Here is a 21,596-nt window from a genome sequence, read left to right on the forward strand (position 1 = left end):
CATGCAAAGCGAACGTTTACCATGTTTACATGGTAAACCTACGTCAGCGGCCCGGCCCGTACGACGGATCTACCCGCTGCCCCGGGCAATAAGTCACTCGCCTCGCGCGTTGAAGCGTGTAAGGATCAACGCATTCCGAATCGACGAGGTGAGAATGACGGTACGTAACGACGAGCCCATGCGCGACGAGCAGTCCGAGGACGGCCTCGATCTCGAGGAGCGTAACTCGCTGCGCCGGGTCGCCGGGCTCTCGACCGAGCTGGAGGACATCAGCGAGGTCGAGTACCGCCAGCTTCGCCTCGAGCGGGTCGTGCTCGTCGGCGTCTGGACGGAGGGCTCGGCAGATGACGCCGAGAACTCGCTCGCCGAGCTGAAGCTGCTCGCCGAGACGGCGGGCTCCGAGGTGCTCGAGGCCATGATCCAGCGCCGGCAGCGTCCCGATCCGGCGACGTTCATCGGTCGCGGCAAGGTCGATGACCTGCGGATGGCCGTGGAGTCGACCGGCGCCGACACGGTGATCTGCGACGGCGAGCTCGCGCCCAGCCAGCTGCGCAACCTCGAGGACCGAGTCAAGGTCAAGGTCGTCGACCGCACAGCGTTGATCCTCGACATCTTCGCCCAGCACGCCAAGAGCCGCGAGGGCAAGGCCCAGGTCGAGCTCGCGCAGCTGCAGTACATGAAGCAGCGTCTGCGCGGCTGGGGCGGCAGCCTGTCGCGGCAGGCCGGTGGACGCGTCGGCGCCGACGGCGGGGGCATCGGTGGCCGTGGACCCGGTGAGACCAAGATCGAGACCGACCGTCGGCGCATCAACGACAAGATCGCCAAGCTGCGCCGCGAGCTCAAGCACATGGGCAAGACCCGTGAGACCAAGAAGGCTCAGCGCCGCCGAAACGCGATCCCCGCGGTCTCCATCGCCGGCTACACCAACGCCGGCAAGTCCAGCCTGCTCAACCGGCTGACCGATGCGGGAGTGCTCGTCGAGAACGCGCTGTTCGCGACGCTCGACCCGACGACGCGGCGTACCGAGACGTCCGACGGGCGCGTCTACACCTTGTCTGACACGGTCGGCTTCGTACGCCACCTTCCGCACCAGCTGGTGGAGGCGTTCCGGTCGACGCTCGAGGAGGTCGCCGAGTCCGACCTCATCGTCCATGTCGTCGACGGTTCGCAGCCCGACCCGGAGGGTCAGATCGCGGCCGTACGTGAGGTGTTCGCCGAGATCGGTGCGCACGACGTACCCGAGCTGATCGTGGTGAACAAGTCCGACGTCGCCGACCCGCTCGTCGTTTCGCGCGTCCTCGCCCGCGAGCCGCATGCGGTGACCTGCTCGGCACGTACGGGAGAGGGGGTCGACAAGGTGCTCGCGACCCTCGAGGCCGAGCTGCCGCGTCCGTCGGTGACCGTCGACGTCGTGCTGCCGTACGAGCGTGGCGATCTGCTCAATCAGATCCACACGCACGGGGAGATCGACTCCGTCGAGCACACCGCCGACGGCACACACGTCGTCGCGCGGGTCAACAACGACCTCGCGGGCGCCCTGGCGACCTACCGCTGAACCCGGGCCGCGCCGGCCTCACTCGTGGTGCGCGTTCACCTCGGGCCACTGCGGTGAGGGGCCGTCGAGCACCGGCCGATCGCGTCCGCGCAGGTGCTCGTCGAAGAACGCGTTCACGTACGTACGCGTCAGGTCCATCGACCGACGACCGCTGATCGGTCCGGGCTCCATCCCGAGTTGCTCGCGGAGCACCGGGAAGTCGATGAAGGTGAAGTGTCCACCGTCGGTCACGCTGAACCAGTAGCGCGCATCGGTGAACTTGCTCCAGTCCCGCGGCCAGCTCTCATCGCCGCCGTCAGGTGCATGCAGCCGCTCATCGCCGAGCAGCATGAACGGACGGTCGAGCGCGCCGCGTACAGGTGCGAAGAACGTCCCGTCGAGGTTGACGCCGGCGTCGACGCGCCGGTCGTTACTCATCGCTGTTGCGGCGGTGTTGCCCCCGATCGAGTGGCCGGCCATGCCGATGTGGTCGCTGTCGATCGTCCGGGCGTAACGCCACGGAGACCGATCGGACAGCAGGCGGTCGAGGACGAACGACACATCCTCGGATCGACCGCGCGGAATCTTCGCATAATCCTCCGTCGCACACGCCTCGCATGGAAGCAAGCGTCCGCCGGGCATCTCGATGCCGTAGGACTCGTACGCGTGGTCGATCGTGGCCACCACGTACCCGCGGCTCGCGAGGTCCGTCGCGAGACCCGTCATCGAACTACGCGACAGGCTGAAGCCCGGCGACAACACGACGAGGGGCCGTCCACCCGGACGCGGGAGCGCGGGTGCGTCGCGTACGGCTCCGGTATGTACGGTGCGCAAGATCGTGTCCGGGATGTCGTCCGGGATCGGGGCACCCGAGTCGCGTTGAGCGTCGATGTACGCATTCGACTCCGCCGCGGTCATGTATGGGGCTCGGCGCCCGAGCGGCGCGTACGTCGGGTAGAACATGGAAACCATCAGCTCGCGGTCGCCGGACTCGGGAACCCACGGGTCGGGTCGTCCGCTATCGACGAGATGGAAGGCCGTCGATCCGATCGGGAGCGGGCCGCGGGGAGCGGGAAGGGCGAGTTCGCCGGATCGGTCCGCGGTATCCGCGCCCGGAGCGCCGTTCGTGGTCGCCGTCGCTGCCGGTGCAGCGATCAGGCTGGCCGTCATCACCGCACCGGCGGCGTACGTGAGTAGTCGTTGGGTCATGGGTCAACGCTAGGAATGCAGCTGCGTGTGCGAAACCAACCTTCGGAGAGAACTGGACCGGTCGAAAGTCGTGAATCGGCCCTGTCGAAAGTCGAGTGCGGTGAGCGCCGACGATGGCGTACGGTGCGCGAGACGTCGGAGGTGGGGATGGGATCGAATCGGCCCGAGGGCTTTCGGTACGAGGATCGCAAGGACGGAATTGTGGTGTTCCATCGCGACAAGCGGGCGACCGTGCTCCGCGGTGCCCGCGCCGAGCAGTTCAGACGCGACCTCGAGTACGACGATCCGCAGGAGCTGATGGCACGCATCACCGGCAACTACAAGCGCGGCAACGAGCGGATGGGCAAGAACCATCCACGCAACCGGCGCCAGTGACCCAGCCCGGCGTGGCCTGTGGACAGCGCGGTGGGGCGTACTTCGTGGACGGTAACCTCGAGGCGTGACCGAGACCCAGCTGCCCGCCACCACCGACGAGCGCACCGTACGTGGCGTCCTGCACGCGGCCGTCTCTGCGGTCGGAGGCCAAGAGCGGCCGGGCCAGATCGAGATGGCGGAGTCCGTGGCGACGGCGCTCGAGTCGGGGCAGCATCTCCTCGTCCAGGCGGGCACGGGCACCGGGAAGTCACTCGGATACCTCGTACCGAGCATTTTGCACGACAAGCGAGTGGTGGTCGCCACCGCGACGCTGAACCTCCAACACCAGTTGGTCGAACGCGATATTCCTGCGCTCGTCGAAGGCGTCCGCAAGGAGCTCGGCTCGACGCCGTCGTACGCGGTGTTGAAGGGGCGCGCCAACTACGCGTGTCTGCACCGCGTACGCGAGGGCGCGCCCGACGACCAGGGCGAGCTGATCGAGGTGCCGTCCGGTTCCCTCGGCTCGGAGGTCGTCGCGTTGCGCAGCTGGGCAGAGGAGGAGTCAGACGCCAAGCACACCGGCGATCGCGACTCGGCGCCGGCACACACCGACCGCGCGTGGCGGCAGATCGCGGTCTCGGCGCGCGAGTGCCTCGGCGCGAGCCGCTGTGCGTACGCACAGGAGTGCTTCGCCGAGCGGGCGCGTGACCGGGCGATGCAGTCGCAGATCGTCGTCACGAACCATGCACTGTTGGCGATCGACGCCATCGACGGCGTACCCATGCTGCCCGAGTACGACGCTGTCGTCGTCGATGAGGCGCACGAGCTGACCGCGCGGGTGACGCAAGCGGCGACCAAAGAGCTCGGCCCGCCGATGATCGAGCGCGCCGCGCGTCGGGCCCGCAACGCGGTCGACGGCGGTGAGGCCGACGACCTGGAGACGGCCGCCGACGGCCTGTTGGAGGCGATCGCCGAGCTGCAGCCGGGTCGGCTTGACACGATGCCCGCGTCGCTGGCCGATGCGCTCACCGGCGTACGCGATGCGGCACGCGCCTGCTTCTCGGCGATCCCCAAGGAGAGCAAGGACGCCCCGGCCGGCTCGGAAGACGGCGCCGACTCAGTTCGTACCCAGGCGCGGGCGCTCGTCGACGAGGTGCGCCAGATCGCCGAGCGAATGGCCGCGAACATCGAGACCGACGTGCTCTGGATGAGCGAGCGCGATGTGGTGCGCGGCGGCAATGAGCTCTTCATCGCACCGGTCGATGTCGCCGGTGCTCTGCACGACAACCTGTTCGCCGAGAACACTGTGATCCTGACGAGCGCAACTCTCAAGCTGGGCGGGGGATTCGATCCGATCGCGACCTCGCTCGGTCTGGCGTTCGGCGAGGACGACTCGTGGTCGGCGATCGACGTCGGGTCGCCGTTCGACTATGCGCGGCAGGGCATGCTGTACGTCGCGCGGAACCTCCCGCCTCCCGGTCGTGACGGCCTTGGCGACAAGCAGATGGACGAGATCGCCGTACTGGTCGAGGCCGCCGGTGGACGCACGCTCGGGCTGTTCTCGTCGCGCCGGGCCGCGGAGGCCGCGACCGAGGCGGTGCGTGCGCTGCTCCCCGAGACGGAGCTGTGGTGTCAGGGCGAGGCCCAGCTGCCGGAGCTGGCACGGCGCTTCGTCGAAGACCCCGCTGCGTGCCTGTTCGGCACGCTGAGCCTCTGGCAGGGCATCGACCTGCCGGGGGAGACCTGTCAGCTGGTGATCATCGACCGCATTCCGTTCCCGCGTCCGGACGATCCGCTGATGAGCGCGCGGCAGCGCCTCGTCGAGAAGCGCGGCGGCAACGGCTTCATGCAGGTGGCGGCAAGCCACGCCGCGCTGTTACTGGCGCAGGGCACCGGCCGACTGATCCGGCGCAGCACCGACAAGGGGGTGGTCGCGATCCTCGATCCGCGCCTCGCCACCGCGCGCTACGGATCCTTCCTCGCCGCATCCCTGCCGCCCATGTGGCGTACGACCGACCGCGCGACCGTCCTCGGTGCGCTCGAGCGTCTCGACCAGGCCGCCCGCGCCTGACCCTGACGGCCCGCTGGGCAGAAGCCCCGCCGGGCAGAAGCCCCGCTGAGCCGCACGTTTCAGCCCCAGAAATCGCGATTCCAGGGCAGAAAGGTGCGGCCCAGCGGGGCGTTTGAGCGGGCTGTGGACAACGCCGACAGATCTGCCGCCGGGCACGCACACTGCCGGTATGAACGACGTCGGGCAGATCCCTGTTCTCTCCCGCCGGGTCGCTCGCCTGCGCGCCGACGGCATGTCCGCCAAGCAGGTACGCGGTCGGCAGCTCGCGCGGCCGTATCACGGTCTGCGCCGCCCCGAGGCCGTCACTCTCGAGCAGCCGGGCCTCCGCATCGCCGACGCGATCGGGCTGATGACGGCGGAATGTGTGTTGACCGGATGGGCGTCGCGGTGGATCCAGGGTCAGGCGTTCTGCGACGGCGAGCTGTACGGCGAGCAGCTACCGGTCACGATCCTGTGCGGTCCCGGCAGCCGCCTGCGTACCAGACCGGGTATTCGGGTACGGGAGCGGCGGCTGCTGCCGGGTGAGGTGATCGACTTGGATGGCTATGCCGCAACGACCATGGCCCGCGCGACGTACGACGACATGCTCGACGCGCCGAACCCGCTCGAGGCGTTGGTTGCCGTCGAGATGGCCACCAGCACGGTCATCGACCAACCACACACCGCGCTGGACAATGTTCGGGCGACGTTCGCAGCGCACGTGAAGACCCGTGGCCGCAGGCAGGCGCGGTGGGCGCTGGGCCAAGCGTCGACGCGGTCGGCGAGTCCGTGGGAACCGCGGACGCGGATGCTGGCCACCGACGCGGTTGGGACGGAGGACTGGGAGGTGAACATCCCGGTCTTCGACCTGCGCGAGAACCTGCTCGGCGTACCGGATCTACGCGATCCCCAAACCGGATTCGTGATCGAGTCCGACGGCGCCGACCACCGCAGGGTCGAGCGGCACAACGACGACAACGTCCGCGGCGACGTCTTCGAGAATCACGGAATGCCGATCGTACGGATCGGGGCGGCTCAGCATGCTCGAGCCGAGCGGCCAGAGACCATGGAGCGGATCATCGGCTGCCGCGCCCGCGCTGCCGTCGGTGGATCGAGGTTGTGGACGACCGAGAAGCCATCCTGGTGGTGGGACTGGGAGCCGGGCCGACGCTGGGACTGAGCAGCCGCACGCCCCCTGGGCCGCACGTTTCGGCCGCAGAAATCGCGATTCCGGGGCTGAAACGTGCGGCCCAGCGGGGAGGTACGCCCGCGGAGGCGCGGGTCAGTCGCGCGAACGGCGGCGGAACGCGGCGAGCGCGAGCGGGGCGAAGATCGCCGCGAGCGCGATGGACCAGACGACCGACATCAGCACCGGATGTTGCAGCGGCCAGGCGTCGGAGGTGGTCGCAGCCGGGCCGTTGCCCCAGAGCTCGCGGCAGGCCTGCGTCAGTGCGGATACCGGATTCCACTCGGCGACGGGCTGCAGCCAGTCGGGCATCGTCTGCGAGGGTACGAACGTATTGGCGACGAACGTCAGCGGGAACATCACGGTGAACATGAGCCCCTGCACCGACTCGACGGTACGCATCATCGAACCGACCCAGATGCCCAGCCAGATCATCGCGAACCCGAACAACAGCAGCAGCGCAATCGCGATCACGGCATCGACGACACCCTCGCGGATCCGCCAGCCGACCAGCAGACCGGTCGCGCCCATCACCACGATGCCGATGCTTGCGTGGATCAGGCTGGAGATGCTGCGCCCGACGAGCACCGACGACCGCGAGATCGGCAGCGACTTGAACCGGTCGACGATGCCCTTCTGCAGGTCGTTCGTCAGCCCGATCGCGACCGTTGCGGACGAGAAGATCATCGTCTGCACCATGATGCCGGGCAGCAGGAACTCCTTGTAGTCACCGCCGCCGGGGACGTTGATCGCGCCACCGAAGACGTACGCGAACAGCAGCACGAACATCACCGACTGCACGGTGACGTCGAGCAGCATCTCCGGCTGGCGTTTGATGTGGATCAGGTTGCGCCACGTGATCGCGAACGATGCCCGGCTCAGGGACGCTGGCGCGAGCTGTGGGCGGCGTTCGGTCTGGATGGCCGTCATGCCGGCACCTCCTGGGTCTCGGTCTCAGACTCGTCGGCGGTCGGCTCGGCGCGATGGCCCGTCAGATGCAGGAACACGTCGTCGAGGCTCGGCCGCTGCAGCCCGATGTCGTCGATCTCGATCGCGCTCTCCTCGAGGCGAGCGCCGATGCGGGTCATATCGGCCAAGCCGCTGGCCTGCGCAGTCAGGCGTCTGGCGTCCGCCTCGACGTACACCTCGCGGCAGGTGTCGTTCATGATCTTCTCCGCCTCCTCGAGGCGCGACGAGTCCGTGAGCGTCACGACGACCGCAGCCTTGCCGGCTTCGTCCTTGAGCTGGGTCGGCGTACCGTGCGCGATCACCTGCCCCTTGTCGATGACCACGATGTCGTTCGCGAGGTGATCGGCCTCCTCGAGGTACTGCGTCGTGAGCAGCAGCGTCGTGCCCTCGCGTACGAGCTCGCGCAGCACGCCCCACAGGTCCTGACGGCTGTGCGGGTCGAGGCCGGTCGTCGGCTCGTCGAGGAACAGGACCGGCGGCGCGGCGAGCAGACTGACCGCGAGGTCGAGCCTGCGGCGCATGCCGCCCGAGTACGTCTTGATGGTGCGATCGGCGGCGTCGGTGAGGGCGAACCGCTCGAGCAACGTGTCGCTCGTCTCGCGGATGTACCCGCGGGGCAGACCGTACAGCCGGCCGATCAGGCGGAGGTTCTCGCGAGCGGTCAGCAGCTCGTCGACCGTGGCGGCCTGACCGGTCAGGCCCATGCTGCGCCGAACGGCCGACGGCTCCTTGACGATGTCGTGACCCGCGACGCGGCCGGTGCCACTGGTGGGGATGCTGAGCGTGGTGAGCATGCGGACGGTCGTTGTCTTACCGGCGCCGTTGGGACCGAGTAGCCCGAGGACACTGCCTTGTGGAACGACGAAGCTGACGTCGTCGACGGCGGTGTTGTCGCCGAAGCGTTTGACGAGGCCGATGGCCTCGACGGCTGGGTCTGAAGTCATGGGTTCAAGACTAGAATGCGGGTCCGACAAACCCGGACTAGTTTTTCGATGCAACGTTCGAACGCCGCTGTGGTCAGGCAACGAAGCGGTATCCGAGCCCTGGGTCGGTGAGGAAGTGCCGGGGATGCGCGGGGTCGGCCTCGAGCTTGCGGCGCAGCTGCGCGAGGTACACCCGCAGGTAGTTCGTCTCGCGCTGGTACGAGGGTCCCCACACCTCGTGCAGCAGCTCCCGCTGACGTACGAGGCGCCCCTGGCGACGTACGAGCACCTCGACGATCTTCCATTCGGTCGGCGTCAGGTGTACTGCGCTGCCGTCGCGGCTGGCGGTCCGGTCGTCGACGTCGAGCACCAGCCCGTGGGTCTCGATCGGCGGAGTCGCCGCTGGGCGGTTGCCACGCCGGGCCGCGGCGCGTACCCGAGCGAGCAGCTCCTCCATGCCGAACGGCTTCGTCACGTAGTCGTCGGCTCCGGCGTCGAGGGCCTCGACCTTGTCGTCCGACTCGTGGCGGGCCGACAGTACGACGATCGGCACGTCTCCCATCGCGCGGAGTCCCTTGATCACGTCGATGCCCCCGAGGTCGGGGAGTCCGAGATCGAGCAGCACGACATCGGGCATCCGCTCGTCGGCGATCTGCAGCGCCGACCGGCCGTCGCCGGCCGTTTCGACGTCGTAGTCGCGGGCGCGCAGGTTGATCCGCAGCGTTCGCAGGATCGCGGGGTCGTCGTCAACCGCGAGCACGAATGTCATCGGCCACCTCCACCCCTGGGTCGGCAGCTGCCGCCGGGAGCTCGAAGTACGAACGTCAGGCCGCCGCCCGGTGTCTCGTCGGCGGTCAGCGTGCCGCCCATGGCCTCGGCGAGCCCTCGTGCGACCGCGAGACCGAGACCGACACCGTCGCCGCGGGGTACGTCGCCGAGACGCTGGAACGGCGCGAACAGCGCGTCCAGGTCGTCGGGTCGTACGCCCGCGCCGTGGTCGACGATCCGCAGGCACACGCGCGCCCCCGCCGGGAACGCCGACCCGTACACCTCGACCGGCCCGTCGGTGTGGGTCGCGGCGTTCTCGCAGATGTTGGCGAGGACCCGCTCCAACAGGCCGCCGTCGGCGATGGCGCGTGGCAACGAGTCATCGACCTCGATGGCGATCCGGGCCGGATCGGCGAGGCCGTCGACGGCCCGCTCGACCGCGGCGGCGAGGTCGCTCTCGGCCGCGAGCGGGTTGACCGCGCCGGTCTGCAGTCGGCTCATGTCGAGCAGGTTCGCGACCAACCCGCCGAGGCGGTCGGTCGACTCCTCGATGGTCGCCAGCAGCTCCGCCTCGTCGTTCTTCGTCCAGGCGATCTCGTCGTTGCGAAGGCTGGTGACGGCCGCCTTGATTGCGGCCAGCGGGTTGCGCAGGTCGTGCGAGACGGCCGCGAGTAGGGCGGTCCGGGTGCGATTCGCCTCGGCCAGCTCGCGCGTACGGACGGCGTCGTCCGCGGCTCTCATCCGATCCCCGATGACCGCCGCGTGCGCCGCGTACGCGGTGACGAGGCGCCGGTCGGAAGCCGCGAGAGTGCGCCCGCGCAGTACGAGGTAGGTGTCATCGTCGATCGGTACGTCGACGTCCGCGGTCTCCGGGCCTGTCGGTGCGTCTCCGGACGCCACGTCGGTCGTCCACCCGTCACCATCGCGCCGAACGATCGCGGCGCCCTGCATCACGAACACGCGACGTGCCTGGGCGAGCAACTCGTCGAGGTTCTCACCTGCCCGCAGCAGCGAGTGCGATAGCACCGCGAGCGCATCCGCCTCGGCCGCTGCAGTGCGGGCCTGTGCCGTACGCCGCGCGGCGAGGTCGACGACGGACGCGACGGCGACGCCGACGATCATGAAGACCACGATCGCGAGGAGGTTCTCCGGGTCTGCGATCGTCAACGTCCCGGTCGGCGGCGTGAACAGCAGGTTCAGGCACAGCCCGGACAGGACCGCCGCCACCAGAGCGGGCGCGAGACCACCGACGAGCGCGACGGCGACGACCAGCGCCATCAGCAGCATCGACTCGGTAGGCAGGCTGTGCCTGTCGTCGGTCGCGAGCAAGGCTCCGGACAGGACAAGCGGGCCGAGGACGCCGAACGCATACCCGGCGGCCTTGCGACGCGCGCCGAGATCGGACCGGCGCCGCACGGTCGTACCGCGGCGAGCGTGGTCGTGGCTGACGATGTGCACGTCGATGTCGCCGGACTGCGCGATCACGGCTTCACCGACGCCGGGGCGAAGCAGAGCCGAGATCCGCCCGCGACGGCTGGCGCCGATCAGGATCTGCGATGCGTTCTCTCCTCGGGCGAAGTCGAGGATGCCGGCCGCAACGTCGTCATCGGCGACCACGGTGTGGAAGCTGCCGCCGAGCTCCTTCGCTGTCGCGTGGAAGCGCGCGAGCTGGTCCGGAGACGAGCCCATCAGCCCGTCGCGGCGCGCGACGTAGACGGCGAGCCACTCACCGCCGGTCGTACGACTGGCGATGCGTGCCGCACGGCGCAGCAGCGTTGTCGACTCGGGGCCACCGGTCAGTGCGACGACGACTCGTTCCCGCGCCGCCCAGGTCGCGTCGATGCCGTGCGTCTCGCGGTACTGCTCGAGACCCTCGTCGACCCGATCGGCCAGCCACAGCAGGGCGAGCTCGCGCAGAGCCGCAAGATTGCCCTCGCGGAAGTACTGCGACAGGGCGGCGTCGACTCGGTCGGCCGGATAGATGTTTCCGTGGGCCATCCGGCGGCGAATCGCCTGCGGGCTCATGTCGACCAGCTCGATCGCATCCGCACGGCGTACGACGTCGTCGGGCACTGTCTCCTGCTGTCGTACGCCGGTGATCGACTCGACAACGTCGTTGAGCGACTCGAGGTGCTGGATGTTGACCGTCGTGACCACATCGATCCCGGCGTCGAGCAGCGCTTCGACGTCCTGCCAACGCTTCTCGTGCTCGGTCCCCGCCACGTTGGTGTGTGCGAGTTCGTCGACGAGTGCGACGGTGGGTCTGCGGGCGAGTACGGCGGGGAGGTCGAGCTCGTCGTACGAGGACCCGCGGTACCCGATCGCGCGGCGCGGCACCACCTCCAGGTCGCCGATCTCCGCGGCAGTACGCGGCCGGGCGTGCGGCTCGACGTACGCGGCGACGACATCGGTGCCCCTGGCGGCGCGACGGCGTCCCTCGGCGAGCATCGCGAACGTCTTGCCGACGCCCGGTGCCGCGCCGAGGTAGACGCGCAGCCGCCCTCTTCGTGCGGCGGCCGGGCCCGAGTTGGTCACGGTTCCAGTGTCTCTCAGCCGTGATCCGCCGCGTTCTGCACGGCGAGGTTGAGCTCCAGAACGTTCACCTTCGGCTCACCGAGGTACCCGAGAATGCGCCCGTCGGTAGTCGCTTCGAGGAGCAGCTCGACGCGCCCGACGGTGAGTCCGTTGAGTCGAGCCACGCGCGGCACCTGCAGCTCCGCGTACTCGGGGGAGATGTACGGGTCGAGTCCCGAACCGGAGGCCGTGAGCGCATCCGCCGGTACGTCGGCGGGTGCGATGCCCTCGGACTCGGCGACCTCGGTGCGACGACGGTCGATCTGCTTCAACAGATCGGGGTTCGACGGGCCGAGGTTCGACGGCCCGCTGGCGAGCGGGTCGTACGAACCCGCCGATGGACGTGAGTGGAACAGGTTCGGTTCGTTGAACTGCTGCCCGATGATCGCGGAGCCGACGGGCGTGCCGGCGACCTCGACGAGCTGACCGGTTGCGTTGTCGGGGAACGCGGCCCGACCGACCGCCCACACGGCGACGGGGTACGCGATGCCGAGGATGACGGTGAGGACCAGGAAGGCGCGAAGGCCGGTGAGGGTCTGGCGGGCGAGTGCACCGAGGGTTCTTGTGTTCATGACTCCTGCCGAGGTGTCGGTTGCTGTGGTCGTCGTTGTTCGGTTGGCATCGCGCTCACCCGATACCCGGGAGCTGGGACACGAGCAGGTCGATGACCTTGATGCCGACGAACGGCGCCACGAGCCCGCCCAGCCCATAGACGAGCAGGTTGCGACGCAGCACCGAAGCGGCCGCGGCGGCGCGGTACTTCACGCCCTTGAGCGACAGCGGGATCAACCCGACGATCACCAGGGCATTGAAGATCACGGCCGAGAGGATCGCCGACTCCGGCGAGCTCAGATCCATGACGTTGAGCCGGTCGAGGCTCGGGTACGCGACCGCGAACATCGCCGGGATGATCGCGAAGTACTTCGCGACGTCGTTCGCGATCGAGAACGTTGTGAGCGCGCCCCTGGTGATGAGCAGCTGCTTGCCGATCTCCACAACGTCGATCAGCTTCGTCGGGTCGGAGTCGAGGTCGACCATGTTTCCGGCCTCCTTCGCGGCCGACGTACCGGAGTTCATCGCGACACCGACGTCCGCGGCGGCGAGCGCGGGCGCATCGTTCGTGCCGTCGCCGGTCATGGCTACCAGGCGGCCGCCTTCCTGCTCCTTGCCGATCAGCGTCAGCTTGTCCTCCGGCGTCGCCTCTGCGAGGTAGTCGTCGACACCGGCCTCGTCGGCGATCGCCTTCGCGGTCAGCGGGTTGTCGCCGGTGATCATGACCGTACGAATTCCCATCCGGCGCAGCGCGTCGAAGCGTTCGCGCATGCCGGGTTTGACGACGTCCTTCAGTTGGACGACGCCGAGGATCCGAGCGGCCGTGCCGGAGCCGTTCTTGGGCTGAGCAGCGATGACGAGGGGCGTACCGCCCGAGGCGCTGATGTGGTCGACGATCGCGGTCAGTTCCGTGGTCTGCGCGGTGCCGATCCAGTCGCGGATCGCCGATGCCGCGCCCTTGCGGACCTGCAGGCCGTCGGCCAGATCGACACCCGACATCCGGGTCTGCGCGGTGAAGGCGACGAACTCCGCGCCCGCCGGGAGGTCTTCGTCGTCGACGCCTTCGGCCAACGCGAGCTCGACGATCGAACGGCCTTCAGGTGTTTGGTCGGCGAGGCTGGACAGCCGCGCGGCGTCGCGTACCTCGCCTGCATCGACCCCCGTCATCGGTACGAACGCGACCGCCTGCCGGTTTCCGAGCGTGATGGTTCCGGTCTTGTCGAGGAGCAACGTGCCGACGTCGCCGGCGGCCTCGACGGCTCGGCCCGACATCGCGAGCACGTTGACGCGTACGAGTCGGTCCATGCCGGCGATTCCGATCGCCGAGAGCAACGCCCCGATCGTTGTCGGGATCAGGCAGACCAGGAGCGCGACGAGCGTGACGACCGGCTGCGAGGCACCCGCGTAGTCGGCCATCGGGGCGAGCGTCGTGACGGCGAGCAGGAACACGATGGTGAGGCTCGACAGCAGGATCGACAGTGCGATCTCGTTGGGCGTCTTGCGCCGTTCGGCGCCCTCGACGAGGGCGATCATCTTGTCGAGGAACGTCGCGCCGGGTGCGGCGGTGACCTTTACGACGATCTCGTCGGACAGCACCGTCGTACCGCCGGTGACGGCGCACCGGTCTCCGCCCGCCTCCCGGATCACCGGCGCGGACTCTCCGGTGATTGCCGATTCGTCAACGCTGGCGACGCCTTCGACGATGTCACCGTCGCCCGGGATGACCTCGCCTGCACTCACCACGACGAGGTCTCGGACGTGTAGCTGCGTACTCGGGACCCGCTGTTCGCCACCGTGCTCATCGAGCCGCCGGGCGTACGTGTCGGTGCGGGCAGCGCGCAGCGAGTCGGCCTGCGCCTTGCCGCGCCCCTCGGCGACGGCCTCGGCGAGGTTGCCGAACAGCACAGTGAGCCAGAGCCACGCCGCGATGCCAATGGTGAACAGCTCGGGATCGCGTACGGCGAGGAAGGTCGTGGCGTCGGAGCCGATGAGTACGACGAACATGACCGGGTTGCGCCAGAGGTGCCGTGGGTCGAGTTTGGCGAATGCCCGCGGTAGTTGAGCGATGAGTTGCTTCACGGTCATGCCAGAGCCTCCGCGATGGGTCCGAGTGAGAGCGCCGGGAAGTACGTGAGCCCGGTGAGCAGCACGATCACGCCAACGAGGAACCCGGCAAACAGGGGAGTGTGGGTGGGAAGCGTGCCGCGGGTCTCGGGCACCTGGCCTTGACGGGCGAGCGACCCGGCAAGCAGCAGGACGAGCACGATCGGTACGAACCGACCGATCAGCATCGCGAACCCGAGACTGACCTGGAAGAACGTCGACGTCACGGTGATTCCGCCGAATGCGCTGCCGTTGTTGTTGCCGGCGGACGTGTACGCGTAGACCACCTCGGAGAAGCCGTGACCGCCCGGGTTGCCCATCGCGTCCGGCGTGCTGCCGAGGCCGATCGCGATGCCGACGCCGACGAGCACGACGGCCGGCGTCGTCAACGCATACAGGGCGACGTACTTCATCTCCGTGGCGCCGATCTTCTTGCCGAGGAACTCCGGCGTACGGCCGACCATCAGACCCGCGACGAATACCGCGAGAATCGCCATCACGAGGATGCCGTACATGCCGGTGCCGACGCCGCCGGGCGAGACCTCGCCGAGCATCATGTTGGCGAGCACCGTGCCGCCGCCGGTCGGAGTGAGCGAGTCGTGCGCGGAGTTGACCGCGCCGGTCGAGGTGCCGGTCGTCGCTACCGCGAACAGAGACGAGGCCCACGTGCCGAACTGGGTCTCCTTGCCCTCCATCGACGCACCCGCGGCCTGTGCGGCCTGGGAGTGCGTGCCGACCTCCGCCCAGGTGGTGATCGCGAGCGATCCGAACCACAGGACGGTCATCGCGCCGAGTACCGCGTACCCCTGCCGAGGCTTGCCCAGGATCGTGCCGAGCGTGCGGGTCAGTGCGACCGGGATGAGCAGGATGAGGAATATCTCGACCAGGTTGCTGAACGCGTTCGGGTTCTCGAACGGATGCGCGGAGTTGGCGTTGAAGAACCCGCCGCCGTTCGTGCCGAGCTCCTTGATCGCCTCCTGGCTTGCCACGGGGCCGCCGACGATCGTCTGCTGGTGCCCGGTGATGGTGTCGACAACCGTGTCCGAGCCGAAGTCCTGCACCGCACCGGCCGCGACCAGCACCACCGCGGCGACGAACGCGACCGGCAGCAGGATGCGCAGGTTGATGCGCACCAGATCGACCCAGAAGTTGCCGAGCGAGCCACTGCCCTTACGGGTGAACGCGCGGATCAAGGCGACGGCGATCGCGACGCCGACCGCCGCGGACACGAAGTTCTGCACCGCGAGACCCGCCATCTGCGCCGTGAACCCGAGCGTCGACTCGCCCGCGTACGACTGCCAGTTGGTGTTCGTGACGAACGACGCCGCAGTGTTGAACGCCATCTCCCATGGCATGCCGTTCATCCCGCGCGAGTACGGCAACAGTGACTGGCCGACGAGGATCAGGTAGAGCCCGAGCAGGCTGACGGTCGAGAAGCCGACCACGCCGAGGACGTACGCGCGGGTGCTCTGCTCGCTGTCCGGATCGACACCGAGAAGTCGGTAGATCGGGCGCTCGAAACGGGTGTGCGTCCGGCTCGTCAGCGTGTGCGCCATGAAGTCGCCGAGCGGGCGGTACGCCAGGGCCAGCGCCGCGACGAGCGTCAGAATGGTCAGGACGCCGGCGGTCTGGTCGCCGATGTCGGGCGCGCCCATCAGAACCGGTCCGGATGGATCAGGGCGTACAGCAGGTAGCCGACACCGAGCGCGACGATCGTCAGCAAGATCGCGGATTCGATACTCATACCGCCATCAGAACGCCGCATCGGCGGCGATCATGCGATCCTGATGCGACGCTGACACGTCTTGACGCGATCTTGACGCCTCCCCGTCAGGGTGGGGAGCGTTTGGGCGCGCGCGGCCGGTGGGCTCGGCGGTTGGTGCGCTCCGGCGGTTCCGCTTTCATCGTTGCCGTGCGCTGGGCTTCTGCCTTCGCCGTTTCGGTTTTCTGGGGCTTCCCGCCTTCACCGTTCCGTGCGCTTCGCTACCGGCCTTCACCGCTTTCCGTACGCGGCGGTCCAGACCGCATGGCGGCGACGAGGATCCGTATCCCGGTGGGCTCGGCTTGCCGGTCGCCTTTCCCCAGCTATCGCTGCCGCTTTCATCGTTGCCGTGCGCTTCGGTGGCGGCCCGACCTGTTGCGAGGAAGGAATCTGCCTTTGGGTCGTTATCCGTAGCCGAACGCAGATTCTCTCTCGCCGCGGCGGGGCGCCGGCACGCCTCGACGGAAATCGATGTCGTGCCCGGACGGCAGTTGCGGCACCATGGCCGGTGAGCGACGCGAGTAGCGGTCGAGAGCGCACGGGAAGAGCAGATGCCTAATCCGAATCAAGACCCTTCGCCACCAGAGCTCGACGCCGCCGACCAGCGCGTTGCGGATGAGGCCACGCTCTGGTCCGAGCTGATCACCACCATGAGTCAGTACGGCAAGGTCGAGGAGCTCGGCGGCGGTGGAGTCGCGCTCACCCAGCCGGGCGAGCGATCCGCGAGGACGTACGTCGTCACACGCGAACGACTCCGCGTCGTCCTCGTCGTCGACAACGCCCTCCAGTCGCGCACGACCACGGAACCGGCTGACGCGCCACACCTCCCTGCCTGGTTCACCGATGACCTTCGCGAGACCATCGGCGCCGCGGAGGAGCCGTACGCCGAGCCGTACGTCCTGCTGCTCGAAAGCGCGGCGACCTCGCGCCGTCGACGACGCCTACCGCGCCGCCGCGACGGGCGAGCCCACGACCCGATCCGACCACGGCGCGAAGAGGAACCTGGTACGCGCCGGACGGGCGCGGCCACGTCGACGAGAGCCGGAGGTTCACCGGAGGCGACCGGTGACCGTGCCGCAAGGACACGAACGGCCGGCGCGCACTTGGTGGACGAACGGGGTCATGACGCCAACCAAATGCGCGCCGGCCGGTCGGGCCGGCGACGAATCAGGCGCCGCTACATCCGGCGTAGCACCGTCGTGACCTTGCCGAGGATCGTGGCGTCGGTGCCGTCGATCGGGTCGTACGCCTCGTTGTGCGGCAGCAACCAGACCTTGCCGCGCTTGCGCTGGAACGTCTTGACCGTCGCCTCGCCGTCGATCATCGCCGCGACGATCTCGCCGTTCTCGGCGTTCGGCTGCTGGCGTACGACCACATAGTCGCCGTCGCAGATCGCGGCGTCGATCATCGAGTCGCCCTTGACCTCGAGCAGGAACAACGTGCCCTCGCCGACGAGTGTCTTCGGCAGCGGGAAGACCTCCTCGACACGCTCCTCCGCAAGGATCGGCCCACCGGCGGCGATGCGGCCGACGACCGGGACGTACGACGGTTCGGGGCGCTGGTCGCCGAGGCCGGTCTCGTCGAAGCCGAAGTCGGCCGAGTGACCGATCGACCGGCGCGCTGCGACGACGTCGGGAAGCAGTACCTCGAGCGCGCGCGGACGGTTCGGGTCACGCCGCAGGAAGCCCTGTCGCTCGAGGGTGCGCAGCTGGTACGCGACCGACGACGAGCTCGTGAGCCCCACCTCGTTGCCGATCTCGCGAATGCTGGGGGGATAGCCGCGGGCCTCGATCGACTCCCGAATGCACTCCAGGATGCGCCGCTGACGCGGGGTGATGCCCGACGCATCGGCAGGCCCGTCGGGGAGTTCCTTGACGTTGTTCGACTTGGGCATCGGCTCTCACTCCTGCTGGCGTCGGAGGCTGCGGGGTCGGGCATGACATTAGCCCGATCGGGCGGTCCGATCAAACACGTGTTCGAGGCGTGTCGTGGCGGTCGGTGCCTCTCCGCGGTGGCTTGGGTACGCTCGCCCAGACGTTTCTCGAGACCAGGAGCACCGATGCCGATGCTGCGTAGGACCCGCCCGGAACTGCCGTCACACGCACCGCGGTCGGCCGTCGTCACGGGTGCGGCCGGCGGGATCGGCCGGGCCGTCGCCCAGCGGCTCGTCGACCTCGGGTACGCGGTCGTCGTGACCGACGTCGACGCCGGCGCCGCCGAGACGACGTCGAACGAGATCGGTGCCGTCGACGGGTGCGGGTACGACGTCACCGATGAGCACGCGGCAACCGAGATGGCGCGACGGGCGCGCGGCCACGCACCGCTCGGACTATGGGTCTGCAACGCAGGCGTCGGCTTCGACGGCACCGTCGCCGATCAGGACAGCGGCCGCATCCGCTCGCTCGTCGACGTCAACCTGCTCGGTGTTCTCTGGGGTGCGCGCGCGACCGTGGCCGCCATGCGTGAGCAGGCGCGTGACGGGATCAAGGGCGGCGACATCGCCATGACCGCGTCGCTCTCGGCACACGGCCCGGTCCCCGGTCTCTCCGTGTACGCCGCGACCAAGGCGGCGGTGCTGAGTCTCGCGACGTCGATGGACTCCGAGCTCCGCAAGGACAAGATTCGCGTGCACGCGATCTGCCCTGACGGCGCGCAGACCGCGCTGCTCGACTCCATGGCTCCCGACGGACAGGGGCTCAACCTGGTCCGCTCCGGCGGGCGCCTGCTCCACCCGGACGAGGTTGCCGACGCGCTCGTTGCGATGGTCGGCACCCGTCGCGTCTACCGCACGCTGCCCGTACGCCGCGGGCTCGTGATGCGCGCGACGAGTACGTTCCCGGCGGCGCTGATGTCCCTCGAACCCCTTGCCCGCAGGCAGGGTGCGCGCAGCGCGAAGCGCTCGGTCTGAGCACACGAGCATGACCGGCGGTCCGCTGTTCACCGGCATACGACGGCCGTTCGAGCCGCGTACGCACCAGCGGGCCGCACTCGGTGCGGTCGCGTCCGCGGTCGAGAGTGGCGCGCGCCGCTCGTGGGTGGTGCTGCCGCCCGGCTCCGGCAAGACGTACGTCGGACTCGAGGTGATCCGCCAGCGCGGAGTCCCCGCCGTCGTACTCGCGCCGAACACCGCCATCCAGATGCAGTGGCACGCGAGCTGGCGGGCGTACGGCTCGGACATCGAGATCGGCACCGAACGCGATCTCGCCGCGCCGATCACGGCGCTCACGTACCAGTCGCTCGCGTCGTTCGACGGTGAGCGCGACGGGCTCGACGACAACGGCGCGGAGCCGTCACTGGTCGACCGGCTCCACCCGAACGGTCGAGCTCTCGTCGATGCGCTGCGCTCCGCCGGCCCGATCACCATCGTGCTCGACGAGTGCCACCATCTGCTCGAGGTGTGGGGCCGACTTCTCGCCGAGGTGCTCGACCGGCTGCCCGGCGCGTTCGTACTCGGGCTCACCGCCACCCCACCGACGGTGCTCGACAAGCAGCAGCACGCACTTGTCGACGAGCTGTTCGGCAGCATCACGTACGCGGCCTCGATCCCCGCGGCAGTACGCGAGGGAACGCTCGCGCCGTTCGCGGAGCTCGCCCGGGTGACGACACCGACCCCCGCCGAGTCGCAATGGCTTGCCGGGCAGTCGGAACGCTTCACCCGGCTCACGACCGACCTGATGGAGCCCGGGTTCGGATCGGTCGGCCTCCTGCATTGGCTCGACCGCAGGTTCGTCGAGTCCGGTGAGCCGTGGCACGACATCGAGCGGCGCTGGCCCGCGCTGGTCGGTGCCGCGCTGCGGCTGTCGTACGCCGGGCTGCTCTCCGAGGTACACGGCGCGCGACTGCGCGAGGAGCACCGCCACCCGCCGAGTGCCGACGACTGGGTCGTGCTCATCGACGACTGGGCACGCGGGTGCCTGCTCCAGTCCGGCGATGCCGGTGACGCCGACCTCGTCGAACGCATTCGACGTACGTTGCCGGGCATCGGCTACCAGTGGACTCGGCGAGGCATCCGCCGCGGCAGGTCGCCGGTCGACCGCGTCCTTGCGCGCAGCGCGGCTAAGGCCGACGAGTGTGTCGAGATCGTCGCCGCCGAGCGGGCAGTGCTCGGAGAGCACCTGCGGCTGCTGGTCGTGTGCGACCACGAGAAGGCGTCCGCCACGGCGCCGGAGTCGCTGCACGGGGTACTCGACCCGGAGGCCGGCTCGGCCCGGCTGTTGCTGTCTCGGCTCGTATCCGACGATCGCACCCGAGAGCTGAACCCCCTTCTGGTGACGGGTTCTACCGTTGCCGCCGAACCCGCCACTGCGCATCGGCTGGTCGCGTTCGTAGGAGAGCGCGATCCCGAGCTCGCCGACGCTCTGCGGATCGAGGCTTGGGCCGGCGCTCCGGTCGCCGGCATCGTCGGCAGCTGGTCGAGCCGTGCGTGGGTGCGGCTGGTCACTGCGTTCTTCGAGGCGGGGCACGCACAGGTGCTCGTCGGCACTCGGGCGCTGCTCGGCGAAGGGTGGGACGCACGCGGCCTGAACAGCCTGGTCGACCTCTCGTCCGCGACCACGGTCAGCGCCGTCGTGCAGACGCGCGGACGCGCCCTTCGTACCGATCCCGACTGGGCCGACAAGGTTGCGCTGACGTGGAGCGTCGTGTGCGTCACCGAGGACCACCCGCGCGGGGCGACCGACTGGGATCGGTTCGTACGCAAGCATGACGGGTACTTCGGCGTCGACGACGAGGGCGACATCGTCTCCGGCGTCTCACATGTCGACTCGCGGCTGTCGCCGTACGCGCCGCCCGGCGTCGCCGATCTGCCGGCGCTCAATGCGAGCATGCTCGTGCGCGCGGAGTCGAGGGCCGAGATCGCCGAGCGGTGGGCGGTCGGCGCGCCGTACGCCGACGAGGTGGTCCACACGATCCGGGTCCGCGATCGTCGTACGACCGCTGTGACAGAGGGTTCGACGGTCGGGGCGCCGCCGGCACCAGCACTGCTCACCGGCGCCCGCGGGCCGTACCGCGTCTCCGATGGTCGCCGGCCGTGGCTGCACCCGTGGCGCAGTGCCCGCGTCGCCGGCCGTGCAGTCGGCACTACGGCGTACGCGGCCGCCGTCGCCGACGGGCTACTGAGCGCCGAGCTGTGCCCGGCCGGATCCGAGGCGCTGCGTATCGACGTCGAGCCCGACGGCGAGATCCGGCTGCGACTGCACGGTGTCGGCGAGGAGGCGTCGCGGCTCTTCGCGGAGTCTCTCGACGAGGTTCTTGCGCCGCTCGCCGAGCCGCGATACGTAGTGCCGCGCTACGTCCTCGGCGACGCAACCCGGGTGGACGGGTGGCGCCAGCTCGTGCGCGCCCTGAGGCCGGAAGGCGTCGCGTGGCACGCGGTACCGCGCGTGCTCGGTGTCAACGCGAGCCGGGCGCGCGCGTACGAGCGCGGATGGAACGCGTGGGTGAGCGGGGGGCAGGCGCTCTACACCGGCAGCCCGACCGGCGCCGGCATCCTTGCCGCGAACACCGGCATCGACCCGTTCGAGGCCGACACCGTCCTGCGTCCCGCCTGGACCTGACGCCGGGCCCATCCGCATTGTCAGTGGCGGACCATAGGTTGCTGCCATGCAGCTCGA

At 69.1% G+C, this 21,596-nt stretch carries 17 protein-coding genes; 6 read left to right on the top strand and 11 right to left on the bottom strand.

Annotated elements, in window-relative coordinates; all coding sequences use genetic code 11:
* Nucleotides 1–154 precede the first annotated feature (154 nt).
* Nucleotides 155–1,555: a GTPase HflX gene (hflX, locus tag L0C25_RS18960; RefSeq protein ID WP_271633327.1), complete on the top strand. Its 1,401-nt coding sequence runs from the start codon at nucleotides 155–157 to the stop codon at nucleotides 1,553–1,555.
* Between the two features lie 18 nt (nucleotides 1,556–1,573).
* Here hflX and L0C25_RS18965 read toward each other — a convergent pair whose 3' ends face one another.
* Nucleotides 1,574–2,743 carry an alpha/beta hydrolase family protein gene (locus L0C25_RS18965; RefSeq protein ID WP_271633329.1) on the bottom strand — a complete coding sequence of 390 codons (1,170 nt, stop codon included), beginning with the start codon at nucleotides 2,741–2,743 and terminating at the stop codon, nucleotides 1,574–1,576.
* Between the two features lie 147 nt (nucleotides 2,744–2,890).
* On the opposite strand from L0C25_RS18965, the gene L0C25_RS18970 reads away from it, so the two are divergent.
* The 3 genes from L0C25_RS18970 to L0C25_RS18980 all read left to right on the top strand — a co-directional run bounded on the left by L0C25_RS18970 (nucleotide 2,891) and on the right by L0C25_RS18980 (nucleotide 6,327).
* A complete protein-coding gene (locus L0C25_RS18970; RefSeq protein ID WP_271633330.1) occupies nucleotides 2,891–3,118 on the top strand; it encodes a hypothetical protein in 228 nt (75 codons plus the stop codon).
* A gap of 64 nt (nucleotides 3,119–3,182) precedes the next feature.
* Nucleotides 3,183–5,168 carry an ATP-dependent DNA helicase gene (locus L0C25_RS18975; protein WP_271633331.1) on the top strand — a complete coding sequence of 662 codons (1,986 nt, stop codon included), beginning with the start codon at nucleotides 3,183–3,185 and terminating at the stop codon, nucleotides 5,166–5,168.
* A gap of 169 nt (nucleotides 5,169–5,337) precedes the next feature.
* Nucleotides 5,338–6,327: a hypothetical protein gene (locus tag L0C25_RS18980; RefSeq protein WP_271633332.1), complete on the top strand. Its 990-nt coding sequence runs from the start codon at nucleotides 5,338–5,340 to the stop codon at nucleotides 6,325–6,327.
* Between the two features lie 102 nt (nucleotides 6,328–6,429).
* Here the strand turns inward: L0C25_RS18980 and L0C25_RS18985 are convergent, their stop codons facing one another.
* The 10 genes from L0C25_RS18985 to lexA all read right to left on the bottom strand — a co-directional run bounded on the left by L0C25_RS18985 (nucleotide 6,430) and on the right by lexA (nucleotide 17,878).
* A complete protein-coding gene (locus tag L0C25_RS18985) occupies nucleotides 6,430–7,263 on the bottom strand; it encodes an ABC transporter permease (RefSeq protein ID WP_271633333.1) in 834 nt (277 codons plus the stop codon).
* Nucleotides 7,260–8,246 carry an ATP-binding cassette domain-containing protein gene (locus L0C25_RS18990; protein WP_271633334.1) on the bottom strand — a complete coding sequence of 329 codons (987 nt, stop codon included), beginning with the start codon at nucleotides 8,244–8,246 and terminating at the stop codon, nucleotides 7,260–7,262. The genes L0C25_RS18985 and L0C25_RS18990 overlap by 4 nt, the downstream gene beginning before the upstream one ends.
* Nucleotides 8,247–8,319: 73 nt before the next feature.
* Nucleotides 8,320–8,994, bottom strand: coding sequence for a response regulator (locus tag L0C25_RS18995; protein ID WP_271633335.1), 675 nt, complete (start codon nucleotides 8,992–8,994; stop codon nucleotides 8,320–8,322).
* The gene (locus tag L0C25_RS19000; RefSeq protein WP_271633337.1) at nucleotides 8,991–11,528 is read right to left on the bottom strand and encodes a DUF4118 domain-containing protein; all 2,538 of its coding nucleotides are present in this window, start codon (nucleotides 11,526–11,528) and stop codon (nucleotides 8,991–8,993) included. The genes L0C25_RS18995 and L0C25_RS19000 overlap by 4 nt, the downstream gene beginning before the upstream one ends.
* A gap of 14 nt (nucleotides 11,529–11,542) precedes the next feature.
* A complete protein-coding gene (gene kdpC / locus L0C25_RS19005) occupies nucleotides 11,543–12,139 on the bottom strand; it encodes a potassium-transporting ATPase subunit KdpC (protein WP_271633338.1) in 597 nt (198 codons plus the stop codon).
* 55 nt (nucleotides 12,140–12,194) lie between these two features.
* Complete coding sequence (gene kdpB / locus L0C25_RS19010; protein ID WP_271633340.1) at nucleotides 12,195–14,204, bottom strand: potassium-transporting ATPase subunit KdpB; 2,010 nt, start codon at nucleotides 14,202–14,204, stop codon at nucleotides 12,195–12,197.
* Entirely contained in the window at nucleotides 14,201–15,877 is a 1,677-nt protein-coding gene (kdpA, locus tag L0C25_RS19015; RefSeq protein WP_271633341.1) for a potassium-transporting ATPase subunit KdpA, read from the bottom strand. The genes kdpB and kdpA overlap by 4 nt, the downstream gene beginning before the upstream one ends.
* The gene (locus tag L0C25_RS19020) at nucleotides 15,877–15,966 is read right to left on the bottom strand and encodes a potassium-transporting ATPase subunit F (protein WP_271633342.1); all 90 of its coding nucleotides are present in this window, start codon (nucleotides 15,964–15,966) and stop codon (nucleotides 15,877–15,879) included. The genes kdpA and L0C25_RS19020 overlap by 1 nt, the downstream gene beginning before the upstream one ends.
* 422 nt (nucleotides 15,967–16,388) lie before the next feature.
* On the bottom strand, nucleotides 16,389–16,808 hold the full coding sequence (locus L0C25_RS19025) for a hypothetical protein (protein WP_271633345.1): 420 nt from the start codon (nucleotides 16,806–16,808) through the stop codon (nucleotides 16,389–16,391).
* A 353-nt stretch (nucleotides 16,809–17,161) separates the two neighbouring features.
* Nucleotides 17,162–17,878 carry a transcriptional repressor LexA gene (gene lexA, locus L0C25_RS19030; RefSeq protein ID WP_271633346.1) on the bottom strand — a complete coding sequence of 239 codons (717 nt, stop codon included), beginning with the start codon at nucleotides 17,876–17,878 and terminating at the stop codon, nucleotides 17,162–17,164.
* A gap of 171 nt (nucleotides 17,879–18,049) precedes the next feature.
* Here lexA and L0C25_RS19035 point away from each other — a divergent pair, with 171 nt between their 5' ends.
* Together L0C25_RS19035 and L0C25_RS19040 are read left to right on the top strand one after the other, a co-directional pair.
* Nucleotides 18,050–18,892, top strand: a complete 843-nt coding sequence (locus L0C25_RS19035) for an SDR family oxidoreductase (protein ID WP_271633347.1) — start codon at nucleotides 18,050–18,052, stop codon at nucleotides 18,890–18,892.
* 10 nt (nucleotides 18,893–18,902) lie between these two features.
* A complete protein-coding gene (locus tag L0C25_RS19040) occupies nucleotides 18,903–21,539 on the top strand; it encodes a DEAD/DEAH box helicase family protein (RefSeq protein ID WP_271633348.1) in 2,637 nt (878 codons plus the stop codon).
* Nucleotides 21,540–21,596: the final 57 nt, after the last annotated feature.

Source organism: Solicola gregarius, assembly GCF_025790165.1.
GTDB classification, from domain to species: Bacteria; Actinomycetota; Actinomycetes; order Propionibacteriales; family Nocardioidaceae; genus Solicola; species Solicola gregarius.